Below are 16,637 nucleotides of genomic sequence, written 5' to 3'. Positions count from 1 at the left end.
CTCCGTCGGACATTAAGACGGCGTTTGGTCAAGTGTTGATGTGTGGGGGCGTCAACTGCCATGCCCGCGTGTTGGCTCACATAAGGGTGTCACGCGGGGTAGTCTCCACGGCTGGTTCTTTCTGGCGCGCAGCGCTTGGCCCTGCTCAGCGGCGCCGGTTCAATCGCGTCGGCTCACCAAGTTGGACGGACCAGGAACGTGTGCTTTGCAAGAGCGTCCACCCGGTGCGAAGCGCCGTCGTTGGGGTCTACTGTCGGGTACGGTGCGTCGGCGGAGCGTGATCCTTTCTGTGTAAGACGCGGCGTGCGCGGCTCCCGATTTGGGAGTTCTGTGCTGTTGATCGAGTAATAGAAATTTCGCAAATTGGCTCGTTTAACGAATAAAATCAATAGGTTGCGGTAACGGCCGCATGGCTGCCGCTACCGTTAGCCAGCTGCCGGTAGCACGACATTTGAGTGACCGACAGCCTGAAACGAAGCATGCGCCAAACGGCTGTCGACTGGGCACGGTCGAGGAGATAGCCCGGGGTGCTCGGCCCATCTTCTCAGAAGCTGTCTTGGATGCTTAGCGGCCGGCTACCGACATCGGGCACCCGAAGCATTTATCCCGCGCAAGCGTCCGGTTTGCAGTGTACGCAGCCGGACGACAACGAAGGAACGTCGTCGATTTGAAACCGTTGGCCAAGTCTTGATTGAAGGAACACAACTGGAAGGCGCCTACATTTAATCGCACTCTCTCATCGAAAGCTACGCCGAATATGTCGCCATTTGCCTGCACGGCAGGCTGATCGACCAGATACAGTTGGTTGAACACAGACGGTTGACTTCGACAAACAGTAGGCAACGGTAGCGCGAGAACGGGCCGAGGAGCATCGTGTGCACCGTCAGCCTCCGAAATCAGCAGGGTTTCATCGAAACGGAGAGCGTTAATGAAGGTTTCAGCATTTGGCGTCGACATCGGTTACGGCCACACCAAAGGGGCGTTCCGCACAGGAACCGATATCTCAACTGTGAGCTTTCCATCGCTCGCGCCTCTTGTATCCGAACTTGAGTTACCGCCAATCAGAAAACGCGTGGGCAACGAGTCGAGCGTTGTTTTGATGGAGGTGCAAGGCTCTCATTATGCAGTCGGCCCCGGAGTAGAGTCGTTGTCAGTTTGTTCACGCATAACGCGAACGTTGTTCGACAGTTTCTGTTTGACGCCCATGTTCGCGGCGCTGCTCGGCGGAGCACTGCACTCCGCCGGTGTAACCGACATCGAATGCATGGTGCTTGGCCTGCCGGCCCACTTAAGCTGGAAATACTCTCGATATCTTCGCGATGCATTTACAGGCGCCCTCGATTTCGGCCAAGGTTCGATCCACGTCCGCTCGGCAAAGGTCGTTCCCCCGCTGCTCGGATCGCTCAGAATCTTCTATGATTCTGGCGATGCCCGCTTTGATCCCGAGCACGACCATCTCCTCATCGATGTAGGCTACTCCGAGACTAACTGGCTGCTGTACCATGACCACAGGGTAGATGACCACTGTTCGGGCAGCGTCCGGGGCGGTGCATGGCAGGTCTATAGAACCATTGGATCGTTGATCGCGAACCAGGAACGCTGCCCTGTAGACAATATGGAACGCATTGGCCGATGCCTTGGCGACAAGAGGCCACTTCTGCACTACGGTAAGGACATCGACCTCGCTTCGTTTCTTGAAAGGTTACAAGCCGTCGTGAACGCTGCAGTGGCAAAAATCCGTGATCGCATCCACTATCCCTCCAGGCTGAGATCGGTCGTATTGACAGGAGGCGGAGCAAACCTCTACGAGACAGCGGTTCGCGCCGCCTTCCCCCGGACACGCATCGACGTCCTAGACACGCCCTCACACGCAAATGCGAAGGGCTTCGTTCTGATTGGTGAGGCGGTGCTCGCTGGAAGGGGAATTGTGCCAATGTCTGCATGAACTCACGAAACGACGTGGCATCGTGGACCAACAACTGCAGCGCGTTGCTTCGAGGAGCACGAAAGAGGAGTTGGCCCTTCGCGTGACTGTTTGGCGAGCGGTACAGATTGTCAATTGAGATGTCCACCCATGTTGCCTCACGGGATGAAGGTTATTTTGGAGTACTTATTGCACTTCGGTATTTTTTTTCGGTGAAGACAGCTGCTGCTTAGCAACGTCCGCCTTCACCGCGCCGGCGTCGCCAAATACGCGGTCACGACGTAGGAACGCAGAGTCCCAACGCTTCACCGTTAACTGCGTCGCGTCTTCCGCCGCGTCGGATCAGCCTAACTCAACAAACGACAAGGCCCCGTGGCTGCCCCGCCCGCTAGGCATCGCTCACTGGGCGTAACAGATGTTGAGCTGACGATGGAGGATTAAGCGAAGGAAAAAGAAACCTTGCATATTTGGCGACTGTCAGGCGAAAGCAAAAACTCGGTTTCGTCGCAGCATTACAGATCTCGCACGGCTGGGAAAACGCGGCGCAAAAACGTGCCCACGATTATGCTTTGCGCAAGACATGCGATGCCGGCTAGTGCAAAGGATCTGACAGGTTCAAATGACGCAATCCCGGTCAGCGAGCATCATTGACCGCACGCTGCGGTACTTCTTCAGGCGCACACCGACTCGATTGCGCCAGGCTCACGAACATCGCGAGCAACGCGGTTAGCCGTCGCCGCTGAGGTAAAACGAGCTCGAACTGCTCCCCGATCGATACGGCGCGAGCAATCCAATATGCAGGTCCCAGATAGCCGGGCAGCTCTCGATACTCAGTGTTCAACAAGTAAGATGCGACGGTTTCCAGATGAGCGAGTTCTGAGTCGGCGAGCATGGCGGGAAGTTTGCGACAAGCAGTCGCTGAGGCGCCGTTCCTCTGTGGTTCTTGATCTCTATTGGGTTTGGGATAACGCTTCGTGAAAGGGTCCATGTTTCAATGAGATCGGCTGATGTGATTCCATGTTGCCGACGTCATTGAAAAGTCAAGGCAGTACCAAGGTGAGAGTGCGGCGAGGAGTGTCCGGATCGTGGTGTGCCGGGGTCCCACCAAGAGCGCAGCGGAGCCCCCGACTGCGTAAGCGGTTAGAGACGCATTGAAAAAAGGTGGCGCGCCACTCCAGGCACGTAGGATGGTAGACGCCGACGGGCTACCGCGGACAACAGGACACGCCATTGCGGCACTGCTGTGGCTTGCACACCCTCGCAGAGTCGTAAGCGCTCTTTAAACCACACTGGATAGTGAGATGTTTTGGAGAGCAGGGCTTCAGGTTTGTTTACTTTTGGCCCAGCTGCTCAACGCCATGCCCATCAGCATCGGGTTGGCGGCCCCTCGGTCAAGCAGTTGGGGCATCAAAGTCATCGCCTAATCACGTTTCATAACGCTTCGCTGTATGGCTCGCGGTCCGTTTGAGTGACCTCTTTCACGTAAAAGCAATGATGCCAGTCATCGCCGAGGGGATACTGATAGACGAACCGGTGTCGCGCATATGAATCCGGCATAAGCTCGCCGTGCGGTCATTCACCATTTCGCGATCTTCAGAAAAAAGATGGAGCACGGTGTCGTTATTGGCAGCCCCGCATCAGGGGCAGTACGCACGCCTTGTTACACGCGCCAGCGTCAACGTCGTCGCGTTCGGTGCCGGTGATATGTTCGGCCTCGACGAAGACGCGATCCTTGAACTTATCCCTGCTCGGAGGAAAGCACCTCCTCTGCGCGAGACAAAACTGCTCTTCTCGCTGGGTAATCCGTTCGCAGAGTTGCCGGCTGCATGTCTCTTGCTTGCGGATGCAGGTCTGAGCGGCGGGCGGCACTCGGAAAAAGTCGTCGTCGTTTCTGGCTCCCCGATAGCGAAGCGCCCCCAATGGGTTTGCGGGAATCGTGACAGGCCGACCGCTTCTTGCTGACGGGCGGACGCCCGACGCTCGAGCGGCAGCCCCTCGCCGAGCGATTTTGGCGGCCAGAGATCTCCTTTGCACACCGCCGCTCGATGCTTACGAGGCTCGGATACCCGCTGTCTGCACACTGCGCAACGTGGTCGATGTCGCCGGCTGATATTCGGCCACCCAACGGCGCAGGTCGCGGCGAACTTCGTCGTCGGTCGGCACGCGGTGCTGCATCAGCCACGGCAGCAGGTTGTCGATCAGGCTGTCCGGCACTTCGCGCGCCCGCGCGATACGCAGCTTGGGGTGCGGCGTGCGCGTGGTGGTTTCGTCGTCGGCGAGCAGTTCTTCGTAGAGCTTTTCGCCGGGGCGCAGGCCCGTGAACACCACGCGAATCTGCTCGTCGGTGAAGCCGTAAAGCCGGATCAGATCATGCGCGAGATCGGCGATGCGCACCGGCTTGCCCATGTCGAGAATGAAAATCTCGCCGCCGCGCCCCATGCTCGACGCCTGCAACACAAGCTGCGACGCCTCGGGAATCGTCATGAAAAACCGCGTGATTTCCGGATGCGTGACCGTGACAGGACCGCCGCGCGCAATCTGCTCCTGGAACTTCGGAATCACGCTGCCCGCGCTGCCGAGCACATTGCCGAAGCGCACGGTCTCGAACTGCGTGCGCCGCGCGCCCTGCTGTTGCAGCGACGAACACACCATCTCCGCGAGGCGCTTGCTCGCGCCCATCACGTTGGTCGGATTGACGGCCTTGTCGGTGGAAATCAGCACGAAGCGCGCGACGTCGTGACGGATCGCCGCACGCGCCACGCGATAGGTGCCGAGCACGTTGTTGCGCACGGCCTGCCACGCGTTGACCTCTTCCATCAGCGGGACATGCTTGTAGGCCGCGGCGTGGAAAACGATATGCGGGCTGTAGCGCGCCATCACCTGATCGAGCAGCAGCGAGTCCTTCACGTCGCCGATGATCGGCACCACCGACACCTTCGGATACTTGTCGCAAAGCTCCTCGTTCAGCCGATAGATGGAGAACTCCGAGACGTCGAACGCGACCAGTTGCACCGGGCCGAAGCGCAGAATCTGCCGGCACAGTTCGGAGCCGATCGAGCCGCCCGCGCCCGTCACCATGACGACGCGGTTCTTCAGCAATGCTTCGACGTCGTCGGTGTCGATCATGACCGGATCGCGGCCAAGCAGGTCTTCGAGATCGATCTGGCGGACGCGCGACAGGAAGGCCTGGCCTTGCGTGACTGCCGTCAACGCCGGCAACACGAGCGCGCGCACGCCGGCTCGCACGCAAAGCGTTGCGACGCGGCGTTGGACGTCGACCGACGCCGAAGGAATGGCGATGATCGCGTACTCGGTTTTCAACTCCTCGGCCATGCGCGGCAATTCGCTGATCGGCCCGAGCACCTTGTAGCCGTAGATTTCGCGACCGTGCTTGGAAACGTCGTCGTCGAGCAGTCCAACGAGACGCCATTCGCTCGAGCGCGACAACTCACGGGCGAGGCTCGCGCCCGCGTTGCCGGCGCCGAGCACGACCACGGGCTTGCCCTGGGCGACGAGGCCGCCGTACAGGTAGAACTCTTTGGTCGCTCGGTAAAGCGCCCGCGATCCGCCCATGGCGAGGAACAGGAAGAGCGGCGAGACGACGAGCACCGAACGCGGCACGATCGGCGAGGGCTGCACCAGTACGGAAACAACCATCGCGACAAGCGCGCCCGCGATCACGGCTTTCGAAATCCGAACGAGGTCCGGCAGGCTCGCGAACACCCACATGCCGCGATACAGGCCGAAGATGCGGAACATCATGCCGTAGACCGGCAGAACCCAAAGCAGCGACCGCAGAGCGCCGACGCGGAAGTCGTAGGGAATCGAGCCGTTAAAGCGAAGGAGATACGCGACAAGCCACGATCCGGCAACTGCGGAAAGATCGAACAGGAAAGCGCTGAAAGACAGCCAAGCGGCCTTGTTTCGTAACATCAGCGGCATCCCTTACTTGTCTGACCGTGTTGATTGGAAATGACGCCAGCGCATGTCGATGACCACGCCTGCCAGAAAGAGAACAACCACCCAGGCGGCGACGATACACCACTGAAAAACGGTAGCGCGGCCAAGGGCAATTATAGCAAGCGTTATGCCAGTGACCATGAGCGCATACCATGCGAGGGCTGTCCTCGCGTGCCCAATCCCACTACGCACCATACGCTGATAGTAGTGCTCGCGGTGCGCTTCCCAAAATTTTTCTCCGCGCAGCAGGCGGCGAGCGAGCGTGACCGACGCGTCGGCGATGAAAGGCGCGAATACCATCACCGGGAACCACACCGGCCAGACGCCGCCGCGCCAGCCCCAATAACCGAAGGCCCCGGCGAGAAAGCCCAGCGATATCGATCCTGCGTCGCCGAGAAAAATGCGCGCCGGGTGAAAGTTGAAAACGAGGAAACCCAGAGCAGCACCGGACACCGCGACGGACGACCACGCCAGTTCCGGCAAGGCACGCTCGCTGAGCAGAGCGGCAACGGCGTAGCCGGCGAAGCCGAACAAGGCCATTCCGCCCGCGAGCCCGTCCGCGCCGTCCATGAAATTGTAGAGGTTGACCAGCCACAACATCAGGAACGCCAGGACTGCAAGCGCCCACCAGGGTACGCTGGCCGGGAACGCCGCGACCAGGCCGACGACGGCCACCAGGTGAGCCGCGAAGCGGACCCGCGCGGGCAGACCGCGGCGGTCGTCGATCTGTGAAACAGCCGCGAGAAACGCCGTGCCCAAGGCCGCGCACCAGAGCCCCGGCGCTAACAGCAACATCGCCGTCACGCTGACGGGAACAATGCCCCAGCCGCCGACTCGCGGCGTGGGCGCGTGGTGAAGCGAACGGTCATTGGGGACGTCCGTGGCGAGACGCCAGGCAAGTCCGGTTCGCAGCAACGTCCAAAGGATCGCGGCGCAAGCGCAAGCGGCTCCCAGCCCAATCAGGACCGCAGCCGACCAGGCCGGTAATGAGGCAAGGTATCTCAGCACCCGCTGCCTCCTCTTGTGCGGCGATACCAGCGGGCGGTCGCGGCCAGCCCTTCGTCGGTGGAATGCGGAGCGTGCCAGTCCAGCACGGTTCGAATCCGCGTGGTGTCCACCTGCAATGCGCCGACGAGCCGGTCTATTTGCGCGGAGCGGCCTGTCAGCCGGCCTGCGAGACGCAGCAGGCTCTCAGGTATTGGAACGAGCCGCGCCGGCTTCTCCAAGTGACGGCCCAGCGCGCGGCACAATTCGGCAACCGTCGGCGCGTCGGTGTCCGCGACATGGAAGCATTGCCCCGCGGCGCGTGGATCGATTGCAGAGCGCATCAGCGCATCGGCGAGATTTTCGACATAGACGAGACTGCGTCGTCCGCGCACGGCCCCGAGCGGCAGTGGCATCCCGCGCCATATGCCGTCCATCAGACGCAGGAAGTTGGCGCGCACCTCCGGCCCATAGACGAGCGGCGGACGCACGATCACCACCTCGAGGCCCGACCCGCGACCGTAACGAACGAGCGCCTGCTCGGCGGCCAGTTTCGAGCGGCCGTAAGCGTCTTCGGGAGCCGGCACATCGTCTTCCGTCAGCGGACGGCCGTTGTCGGCTTCCGCGATCGCCTTGATACTGCTGACAAAGACGAAACGCCGTACGCCATGTCGCCGCGCAGCGCGCGCGACGCGCAGCGCGCCGTCGACATTCGTCGCATGGAAAGCGGCGTCGGGATCTTCCGAAACTTCGTGCATGACATGTACGCGCGCCGCCAGGTGGACGACGCAATCGGCAGCGAGCCCCGCCGGCCATTGCGCTTCGAGCGCCGCGAAGTCCGCGCTCGGCTCGATCCACTCGCTGACACCCGGCTCGACGCCCCCGCCGCGCCGGACGAGACCGGTGACCGTGTGCCCCGCATCGCACAAGGCGCGGCACAGCGCGCGACCGACAAACCCGTTGGCTCCAGTAACGAGTATGTGACTCATAGCCACTTCCATCCGAAGCGGTTGAAGAACTTGTAGGCGGAAGCCACGAACATGCGGATATGAGCGAAGCCTTTGTTCGCCGCGCCACCGCCGTGGTGCAGAACCCGGACCGAGGGCGTGTAGACGACCCGCGTGACGTCGTGGGCGCGAAGGCTTAGATCGTAGTCCTCGAAATAAAGGAAGTATCGGGCGTCGAAGCCCGCCAGTTGCTTCAATACGCTCGTGCGAAACATCATGAAGCAGCCGCTGACGATCGGCGGGTCCCAAACGACGTCCTGCGCGTTGATCATGTCGCGCATCTCATACCGTGCGAGGCGCCGCGCGAACCACCGCCGCAACCGTGCAGGCAGAAAACCGCGCGCGAATAGATCCAGGAGCGTGGGGTATCGTCGGCAAAGGAATAGTTGATGGCCGTGCTCATCGCCTATCCAGGGCGTGATAAGCCCGGCCTGCGCATGGGCGTCGAAGAAATCGAAGGCTTTGCACAATGCGTCGGGCGCAAGATCGATGTCGGGGTTCAGCACAAGGTGATAGCGGTTCGCGCTGCGTTCGATCGCGAGGTTATGGCCGCGGCCGTAGCCCACGTTGCCATGTCCGGAAATGACGGTCGTCGAGACTCCGTGCCGTTCCAGTTCAGCGAGCGTGGCCCGCATGTCAGGCAGGCCGCCGTTGTCCACCAGGTACAGGCTGACCGGCACGCCCGGCCGACCGGCGCGCAAGCTCTCGCTCGCCGCCGCGAGGCCGGCAAGCGTGGCGTTCAGTTGTTCTATATCCGGGCGATAGACCACCACCGACACGGACAGTCCTTCCAGTCCGGAATGCGGCTCTGCTGTAGCTTTCATGAGTTGTAACTGCGTGTCTTGTGGCGGGCACGTCGGTCGAAATGCCGTTGTTTGGCCGAACAAAAGTTTGCTCAAGCTTGCCGGTTCCGGCAAGTCGGCTTTACGTTCGTGATCGGCGGGCCCGCAATTATCTCATTACCAGGCAGGGGCCAAGGCGGCGCGACAAGCCGTCAGCTCGTGACGGGGCGCGGCGCGGCAAATAGAGAGCGGACGGCAGTCCCGGTCAGATTCCGCTGCGCACCGCAGAAGCCAGATCCTGCAGGAGCTGATCGGCCAGTGCTGCCGCGTGTTGCCGCAATTCGGGCACGGCAATCGCCTCCCAATACATGGCCCGAAGCATGGGACCGACGTAGAAGAGATTGTCAGCCGGGTGACCGCTCGCATCGGTCGCGCGGTATCGATCGTCGACATCGAGCCCCAAGCGGAGCTTGTCGCGACGAATCTGGCGCGCGTGAAAGAGCTGCCCGAGCAGAGGAGAACCCACCTTCGCGAGGTCATAGTTCGGTCCCGTGCAATTGATCACGGCGCTGACCGTCAGCGGCCGGATCGCGCCGAACGGGCGCGTGCCCAGCGCGACATGAAGCATGCCGTCCTGTTCATACGCATTGCGAACCGCTCCGGCGATACGTTCAACGTGCCCGGCCTTCAGCAGATACTGGAGGCGCTGACCGATAACCGGCGCAAGTCTGTGCCGATGGATGTCCCAATAGGGCAAAAGCGTGCGGAGGAAGCGCGCGCGCTCCGCAGGCGGGAGACTGCGCCATAGCGTCGATGTGTGCGGGCGCAACTCGTTCAGCGCGTCTCGCCAATCCTCTCCGCGAGCGACGCGCTGAGCGACGCAGTCGCGCAGTGATTTTGCGTAAGCCCTGATGGTGGGAGGTAATGACGCGAACCGCTCCGGATATCCGACCTTGATTGGCAACCTGGGGTTCGGACGGTGCGTGTGAGGCACGAGACCTCGGCGCGAGAACATGAAGACCTTGCGCTCGGGGCTCAGCCGCACGAGGCGCAACAAAGTGTCGATGCCGGTGTGCCCCATGCCCATGACAGCAACGGGCGCTGCCGGATTTAACGCGTCGATTGCATCGAAGTCCCAAGGCTGCAAGATTCTGTGCGCGACGTCGCTGCAGAAGCACTGCGGCGCATCCGGTGCGAAGTGCCCCGTTGCAAGCACGACCCGCTGCGCGTGCAGGATCTGCCCGTCTTCGAATTCGATCCGATACCGTCTGGGCTCTTGCTCCAGGTGCAAAGCGACAGCTTGCCCCCGGTATCGCGTAAGGACATCGGGACACATTCGCTCTGCTTGCGCGAGCGTGTGTTCCAGATAGTCGCCATATACCGTGCGCGGGACGAACGACCCGGCGTTCAACCGCGCATCGAGACGCTCCAGATATTCGACGAAGTCTCCAGGCCGATCGGGGAACGCGCTCATGTTGCCGGCCGGCACGTTCAGCAGAAGCTCGGGGTGTGCAGTGCGATAAGCGAGCCCCCGCCCGAAACCCGGTCCGTTGTCGATCAGGACGACGCGAAGCGTGCTCGCCCGCGCGCCGCGCAGCAGGCCGACTGCCGTCAGCGCGCCACTGAATCCGCCGCCGATGATCGCAATGGTCGTCGCGACGCCCTGGGCGGAGTCGGCCACGCCGAACACCTGCTTCAATGCCCCGTCGCCGCTTGCGCTGCTAGCCAGAGTATCCTCCGATTGCCAGCAACGACTGCGCCGCCAATTCGCGCTTCATCCAGGCGGCGAAGCGTTCAACGCCTTCTTCGAAATCGACTTTCGGTGACCAGCCGAGTGAACGGCGCGCACTTTCGATGCAGAGCACGCTCGCCGGGACATCGAACGACCGGCCCGGCCGATAGCGTCGAATAGCAGGCTGGCCCACCGTGCGCTCGAGCACATCGAGCACCTCGTTGATACTGTGTCCTCGACCCGATCCGATGTTGAACAGGCGTTCGCTGCCTTTCAGGTCGATCGAGAGCAGCAGCGCAGTCACGACGTCTTCAATGTAGATGTAATCGCGGATGACAGAACCGTCGCCCCACACTTCGAGTGTTTCGCCCCGAAGGATGCGGCCAAGGAAGACGGCGACGGCCCCTTGCCCCGACTCCGCGCGCTGACCTTCGCCAAAAGGATTGGCCAATCGCAATACCGCGTAATCCAGGCCGTGTTGCTGATGAAACAAAGCGAGGTATTTTTCGATTGCGAGTTTGGCTATCCCGTACGAACACACGGGATTCGTCGGGTGCGTTTCGGGGACGGGCACCGCTTGCGGCACGCCATAGACGGTCCCGCCGGAGGACACGAAAATCACTTTGGTCACGCCCGACTTGACCGCTTGCGTGAGCAGACGAACGGTGCCGAGCAGGTTGGTTTCAACATCGAACGCAGGGTCGGCATTCGACGATTTCGGCAACGTGGTCGACACGAGATGAAAGCAGACGTCGACGCCTTCGAGCGCACATGCAAGATCCAGCGGATTAACGAAATCGCCCTGGAAAAGCTCGAAATTCGGATGCTCAATCGCCTGTGCGCAGCTCGCGCCCGTGTGCGGACGCTCGAAACAGCGAACGTAATAACCGTGCTCGAGCAACGCGCGCGTCAAGTGCGATCCGATAAAGCCTCCTCCCCCCAAGACGAGACACCGCTTCGTGCTGGCTGCAATCTCACGACTGGCATGGCTATGCATATTCGTCCACCGTCAGTTGAGTTCTAGGAGATCGCACCGGCGCTCTTCGGAACCTATCCGTCGTTTGCCGTGCGACATTTTGAAAAGCTCAACGTACTTCGCCGTCACCATATCGATCTTGTAGCGGTTAGCGACCTCTCGCACGAGAGCGCGAGTTCTCTGGTACTTCTGCTCGTCGGACGCGAACGCTGCGATAATTTGCGAGACCGCATCCACCGGCACGGCCCAGTCTTCGAGTTCGATGACCGCGCCGGCAACTTCGTTGCCTTCGGTGAGCATGTTGCGGATATCCCCGACGTCCGTCGCAATGTAGGGTCTGCCCGCAAACAGGCAGTCGACGATCGTCAACGGAAAACTTTCGGACCTGAACTTCGTCAGCATGATGCCCATGTCCGCCGCCGCGTAATGGCCCACGGAGTTCTCCGAGAAACCCGCGAAGTGAACGAAGTCGAACGCCCCGCTTTGGCAATACTCGTCGTACACAGGACCGTTGCCCACGAGAATCAGGCGAATGTCGCGGTTCGACAGTGCTCGGGCCCGCTCCACGGCCTCGATGGTCTCGGCCCAACCCTTGTCAGGAATCGCCCGGCTCACACAGCACAACACGAACGCATCTTCGGGTATGCCCATGCTCGACCGGCTCACCGGCACGATGGTCGGCGGCATCATTCCGTTCGGAATCTTCGCAAAGCGGGTCGAAGTCTCGTCGTACAGTCCGCAGTCGATAAACGGCCCCAGGTTCTTGTCCGCCGTGTAGACCCAGGTCGTGACTTTCTCGTCGGCCAGACGAAGTTGCTCTTCCGTCGCGCCGAATGCGTCGCCGTGCTCGATCATTCCGTGCAACGACGCAACGTGCACGCGCAAACTGTCGTATACGTCGGGCACCTGCGACGGATACTTCTGCAAGTGCCATTGATGCGTGTTCAACGCCTCGATGCCGAACGCACGGATAAGTTCTCTCGTCGCCGTCACATCCGATACCTCGACGACCGGAACATCGTTGCGGACCATTTCACGAATGCGGTCGTCGTGCACCATCAAGCCGGTATTGAGGAGCAGCACGGAATGACCTTGCCGCTTCAGCTCGTTCACGATGCGGATGGGGAGGATCTCAGCACCACCCGGACTAAAGCCCATGGTCGTGACCATGACGTTCGGCAAGCGCCGCTGGCGTGCCTGCAATATCGAAAAGTAATCGTACCAACGCAAGAACTCTTCACTATCGCCGCCGACAACGCGCAAATAGAAGTCTTCGTATCCCTTGCGGCAACGCTCGAGTACTTCGAGTGGCACATCGTAAAGTTCTGCAACGGTACGACTCGCCATGCCGACTTCGCGATAGAAAACTTCGCGCTTATAGGTCGTGTCGGCCGTGCTGCCGGGGTAGCGCCGGAAAAAGTTGGTTGCATCGGCGCAAAAGGCGATTTTCCCGCCGCGCAAAAGATGGAGATAGAACACCCAGTCGCCCGCCACGCGCATGGACAGCCACGACTCGTCGTTAAGAAGCGGCATATCCACCGGTCGCCTGAAGACAACGCTACTCGCGTTCGGGATGGTGTTCTTGATGCCGAGCGCCGTCCTCACTTCGTTATGCGCAGTTTCGACGTAACTGCTATTCCACCTTTCCGGGTTGTCGAGATCGCTTACGTAGCATTCGAAATTACCGTCGATGGGGTTTTCATCGCGATCGACGAATAGCGAGAAGCTATACGCCAGCATCACCGCTTCATCGTTAAAGGTCGAAACAAGGGTCTCGAGGAACGAAGCGTCACAGAAATCGTCGCTTTCGGCGATCCAGACGAAATCGCCAGTTGCGGCCTGAATCCCTCTGGCCCATTGACGGAATACGCCGCCGGAGTTCCGGTCGTTGTATAACGTCCGGCTGATTTCCGGATAGGCCGCTGCGTACTCGTCCATTACTGCGCGGCTTTCGTCCGGCGAGCAATCGTCGAGCAACAGCACCTCGATATTCTTGTAGGTCTGACCGTACACGCTGTCGAGGCGGCGCCTGAGAAACTGCTCGTGCCGGTAGTTCGGAACGATGACGGAAACCTTAGGCATCTTCTTGCCCGACTCGTGTCCCGTGAGCGCCCGCGCCGTCTCGTTCAGACGGTTAAAGCCCGTTCTATGGTCCGGCTCCAGCGCGACGCCCTCGTTCCAGTCGTTCCACGCGTTGATGAAAACCATGCGCCGATCCGCGGGTTGAGACGTTCTCGCATTGCTGATCGCCGCATCCAGCCACCGCCGGTACGCTTTGGGATGGAAACGGGAATAGACGATCGAATCGGCGCCGCGGACCGCGGAATTATCGCGAGCCAGCGTGACGACAGGATAAGAGAAATGGTCAGGCGCACGGTCTTGCGATAGCCGCGACACACCGTTGGCCGCAACCACGCTGTAGGGAACGACATTGATACCGCCTTTGGACAGGGGCGTGAAGGTGCCGATTTCCCCGGCCACGGACAGATCCAGCGACGCCTCAAAGAGCTCGGTCAGTTCCGCGCGCGAACCGTCGTCGTGATCCGCCGACCAGGCTCCGATGAACTTCGGTGCGTTCACGCCCTGTTGCGCAAGATGCTGACGCAAGCTCGCGATGAACTCGCCCATCTGCTGCGCGTTTTCGGCTACGGACACCAGCACGACCGGCCTGTCGTCGATGTGGATATAACGACGATCGGCGAAACAAAACGCGAGCTTGCCGGCGATTGCACGCGACTGTTCGTCGGACTTTGCGTGCAACTGGACGCAAAAACGAATGTCCGCGTCTTCAGTCGCGAGCAAGCTGTCTACCGGCTGGGGCGGTACTGAACCGTCGGCGTCTGTGCCGAGGTCGAAACAGAACGCGTACACGCCATGACGTCGCGCCGCCTGCGCCTGCCAGCGCATGACGTCCTTGTCGAGCGGATCATAAAATCCTGGCTGCGTGCTCGGCAGAAAAGGCTGCAAATGCCCTTTGAACATTGGACGGCCGGCGCGCGCGACAGACCAGTCGGGCGCTTTATAGAAAGCAATCAACTTGACGTCCGATTCGATAGGTCCGAACCAGATGTCTTTCTCATGCAGATTGCTGGCCGCAGGCGCCGCGCGCCGTGCCTCACTCGCTCCAGCAATGGCGTAATGCCAGAACGGATTGATGCCGGCTTCGCGAATGTCGCGATACGTATCGAGGTAATACCGCGTGTCGAAGTCGTCCGACGGATTGCGCCCTTCTCGCCAGCCAGACTCGCAATAGTGGCGAATCGCCTCATCGGGACTCAGGTTGAGCTCCGAATTCACCGAAACGTAATAGCTCTCGTCAAACAGTCCCGACTGCCTGATGGCGTCGACCTCGGCATCGAGGGCATTGTTCACGATTGCATGTTCGTCGCTCTGCGCTGTCACCTGGCCGTCTGCGGGCTCGCGATGAGGATCGTCGACGGCGGCCACCTGACCATCGGTTTGCGACGAATGCGCGACGTCGACGGATGCCGCCGTCGCGCTTGCCTGGACGATGCGCCCTTCGGGCTTTCCAAAACGCAGATAGTGCAACAGAGGATTGACGAGGGCGCGCTCGACGTCCGGGTTATCGGACAGATATTGGGCGGTGCTGAAGGCGGGCGATGGATCGCGTCGCTCGCGCCAGCCATGTGTCAGATAGTGCCTGACGGGATCGAGCCCGGCCTCGCGCACATCCGGATTGCTGGCGAGATAAAACGAGCCGTCGAACAGGTTATTGCCGCGAATGGCGCGGATCGCGAGACGCGTCTGCAACGCGCGGCGCGCACGCGCGATTGGCGATGCGCTGCGCATTTCGTCCGGTCGCGAGCGGCCCAATACACGGCGGTACGCTGTGGCGCCCTTGCGAATGCGCGTGGCGAGTTGCCACGTGTGAGATCCGAAAATTTCGGCGAGCCGTTGGCGCTCCGATTCGAGTTGCGCGCCTTTCTCCGCAGTTTCTTGCTGAAGCATTGCAATCTGGCGATTACCTTCGGCAATTTGCCCATCGCGTTCCGCGAGCGCGCGCTCGAGATGCCACATGTGCGCCTCGCACTCCGCAATGCGCGCTTGTCGTGCCTCGATGGTTCGTTCCAGCGATTTCACCTGCGCGTTGCTCTGGATCGCTTGCCGACTGAGCCTGGAAACCTCCGCATCGCGTCCCGCGATGGCGCGATTCAGATTCGCGATTATCTGGTCACGCCCTGCGACAGCCGCGTCCCGGGCCGCGATGTGCGCTTCGCGCTCGATTTGCAAGGCGTCGCGCTGCGCCCGTGTAGCGTCGCGCTCAGACGCAGCATTTCCAAGCACTGCGATTCGTGTGTCGCGTTCGCGGACGGCCTGGCTAAGTGCGGCCAACCGCTCCGAGCGCTCGCCGAGCTGCGTGTGCCGGGCGCGCAGCAGATGCACGGCCTTGAGCGCAACATCGGCCTGCTCTTCGGAGAAGCTCTCCTTGGCCCCTGGCAACGCTCGGTCATAGCCGAATGCATCGAAGTCTTCCGCATACATCGCGCGCAGCAATTCGCCGCTTCGCTCGGTGATGAAATCCGGCTGAAAAGGAATGAGGCTCTCGTTCGCCCGATGCACGGCGAACGGATCAGGCAGGTAGCCGCCGAGCCACTCCTTCAGTGCGGCGCTCAAAGGCGCATAGTCTTCAACTTTCGCGATCCGGGAATATTCGATGATGTCCGGCCTCAGCAACGAAGCCTGCGGCATCCAGTGATGGTCCCAGAACGACGGTGCCTCGTTGCTCGCGAGATGTTCGAGAAACGCCTCGAACGCGGGCGCAATGTCCTGCCTCGAGTTGACCGGCAGATGAAAAAACTCGAACTTCGTATAGCGTCCGACCTGCAGCGGCTCCTGCAACAGCAGCTTGGATTGCCACGCGGAGAAGATGCGCTTATACGGGTTTCGCACCACCGCGAAGCGGAAGTATTCGTTCGAGGTCAACGCTTCATACAGCGCGTCTTTGTCCAGACCCGTGACGTGCGGCGCAACCTTGTGCGATTCATGAACGACGAGCTCGGGATCGGATTCGGAGCTATCGTTAATGTCGTACAGCGACTCCGCATAGCCTTCCAGCGCCGCGAACCACCATTTCAACGACGTGCACGCCACCTTGGGCGTGGCGATATAAAACAGCTTGTGCCGTTCGGAACGATAGCTGTTCCAGCGCAGGAACTGGAACAGCTTCTCCTGCGCCGCCAGCTTTCCATCAACAACGTCACTCATTTCCCACCCTTTCCAATCGCTCGATACGCGCCAGCGGATCGCGCAG

General features: G+C 60.8%; 8 protein-coding genes. 1 reads left to right on the top strand and 7 read right to left on the bottom strand.

Going from position 1 to position 16,637, the window contains the following annotated elements:
* Window positions 1-928 precede the first annotated feature (928 nt).
* Entirely contained in the window at window positions 929-1,945 is a 1,017-nt protein-coding gene (locus tag J2W46_RS13545) for a PRTRC system protein D (protein WP_310354366.1), read from the top strand.
* A 2,028-nt stretch (window positions 1,946-3,973) separates the two neighbouring features.
* On the opposite strand, the gene J2W46_RS13540 is transcribed toward J2W46_RS13545, so the two are convergent.
* From J2W46_RS13540 to J2W46_RS13510, 7 genes are all read right to left on the bottom strand, one after another.
* On the bottom strand, window positions 3,974-5,857 hold the full coding sequence (locus J2W46_RS13540; protein ID WP_310354364.1) for a polysaccharide biosynthesis protein: 1,884 nt from the start codon (window positions 5,855-5,857) through the stop codon (window positions 3,974-3,976).
* Window positions 5,858-5,869: 12 nt separating this feature from the next.
* Window positions 5,870-6,892, bottom strand: coding sequence for an MraY family glycosyltransferase (locus tag J2W46_RS13535; RefSeq protein ID WP_310354363.1), 1,023 nt, complete (start codon window positions 6,890-6,892; stop codon window positions 5,870-5,872).
* A complete protein-coding gene (locus J2W46_RS13530) occupies window positions 6,886-7,857 on the bottom strand; it encodes a UDP-glucose 4-epimerase family protein (protein ID WP_310354361.1) in 972 nt (323 codons plus the stop codon). Before J2W46_RS13530 ends, J2W46_RS13535 begins: the two co-directional genes overlap by 7 nt.
* Window positions 7,854-8,699, bottom strand: coding sequence for a glycosyltransferase family 2 protein (locus tag J2W46_RS13525; protein ID WP_310354359.1), 846 nt, complete (start codon window positions 8,697-8,699; stop codon window positions 7,854-7,856). Before J2W46_RS13525 ends, J2W46_RS13530 begins: the two co-directional genes overlap by 4 nt.
* 223 nt (window positions 8,700-8,922) lie before the next feature.
* Window positions 8,923-10,338 carry an FAD/NAD(P)-binding protein gene (locus tag J2W46_RS13520; RefSeq protein ID WP_310354357.1) on the bottom strand — a complete coding sequence of 472 codons (1,416 nt, stop codon included), beginning with the start codon at window positions 10,336-10,338 and terminating at the stop codon, window positions 8,923-8,925.
* A gap of 40 nt (window positions 10,339-10,378) precedes the next feature.
* On the bottom strand, window positions 10,379-11,386 hold the full coding sequence (locus J2W46_RS13515) for an NAD-dependent epimerase/dehydratase family protein (protein ID WP_310354355.1): 1,008 nt from the start codon (window positions 11,384-11,386) through the stop codon (window positions 10,379-10,381).
* Between the two features lie 12 nt (window positions 11,387-11,398).
* Window positions 11,399-16,591: a glycoside hydrolase family 99-like domain-containing protein gene (locus J2W46_RS13510; protein ID WP_310354353.1), complete on the bottom strand. Its 5,193-nt coding sequence runs from the start codon at window positions 16,589-16,591 to the stop codon at window positions 11,399-11,401.
* Window positions 16,592-16,637: the final 46 nt, after the last annotated feature.

Origin of the sequence: Paraburkholderia strydomiana, from assembly GCF_031456815.1 — a bacterium.
Lineage (GTDB): Bacteria > Pseudomonadota > Gammaproteobacteria > Burkholderiales > Burkholderiaceae > Paraburkholderia > Paraburkholderia caledonica.
This window is presented reverse-complemented; position numbering and strand designations above follow the sequence as displayed.

What these genes read in the sequence shown, in the direction of transcription:
- J2W46_RS13545 (WP_310354366.1), top strand. Translation starts at nt 929, where the DNA reads ATGAAGGTTTCAGCATTTGGCGTCGACATCGGTTACGGCCACACCAAA.
- J2W46_RS13540 (WP_310354364.1), bottom strand. Translation starts at nt 5,857, where the DNA reads ATGTTACGAAACAAGGCCGCTTGGCTGTCTTTCAGCGCTTTCCTGTTC.
- J2W46_RS13530 (WP_310354361.1), bottom strand. Translation starts at nt 7,857, where the DNA reads ATGAGTCACATACTCGTTACTGGAGCCAACGGGTTTGTCGGTCGCGCG.
- J2W46_RS13525 (WP_310354359.1), bottom strand. Translation starts at nt 8,699, where the DNA reads ATGAAAGCTACAGCAGAGCCGCATTCCGGACTGGAAGGACTGTCCGTG.
- J2W46_RS13515 (WP_310354355.1), bottom strand. Translation starts at nt 11,386, where the DNA reads ATGCATAGCCATGCCAGTCGTGAGATTGCAGCCAGCACGAAGCGGTGT.
- J2W46_RS13510 (WP_310354353.1), bottom strand. Translation starts at nt 16,591, where the DNA reads ATGAGTGACGTTGTTGATGGAAAGCTGGCGGCGCAGGAGAAGCTGTTC.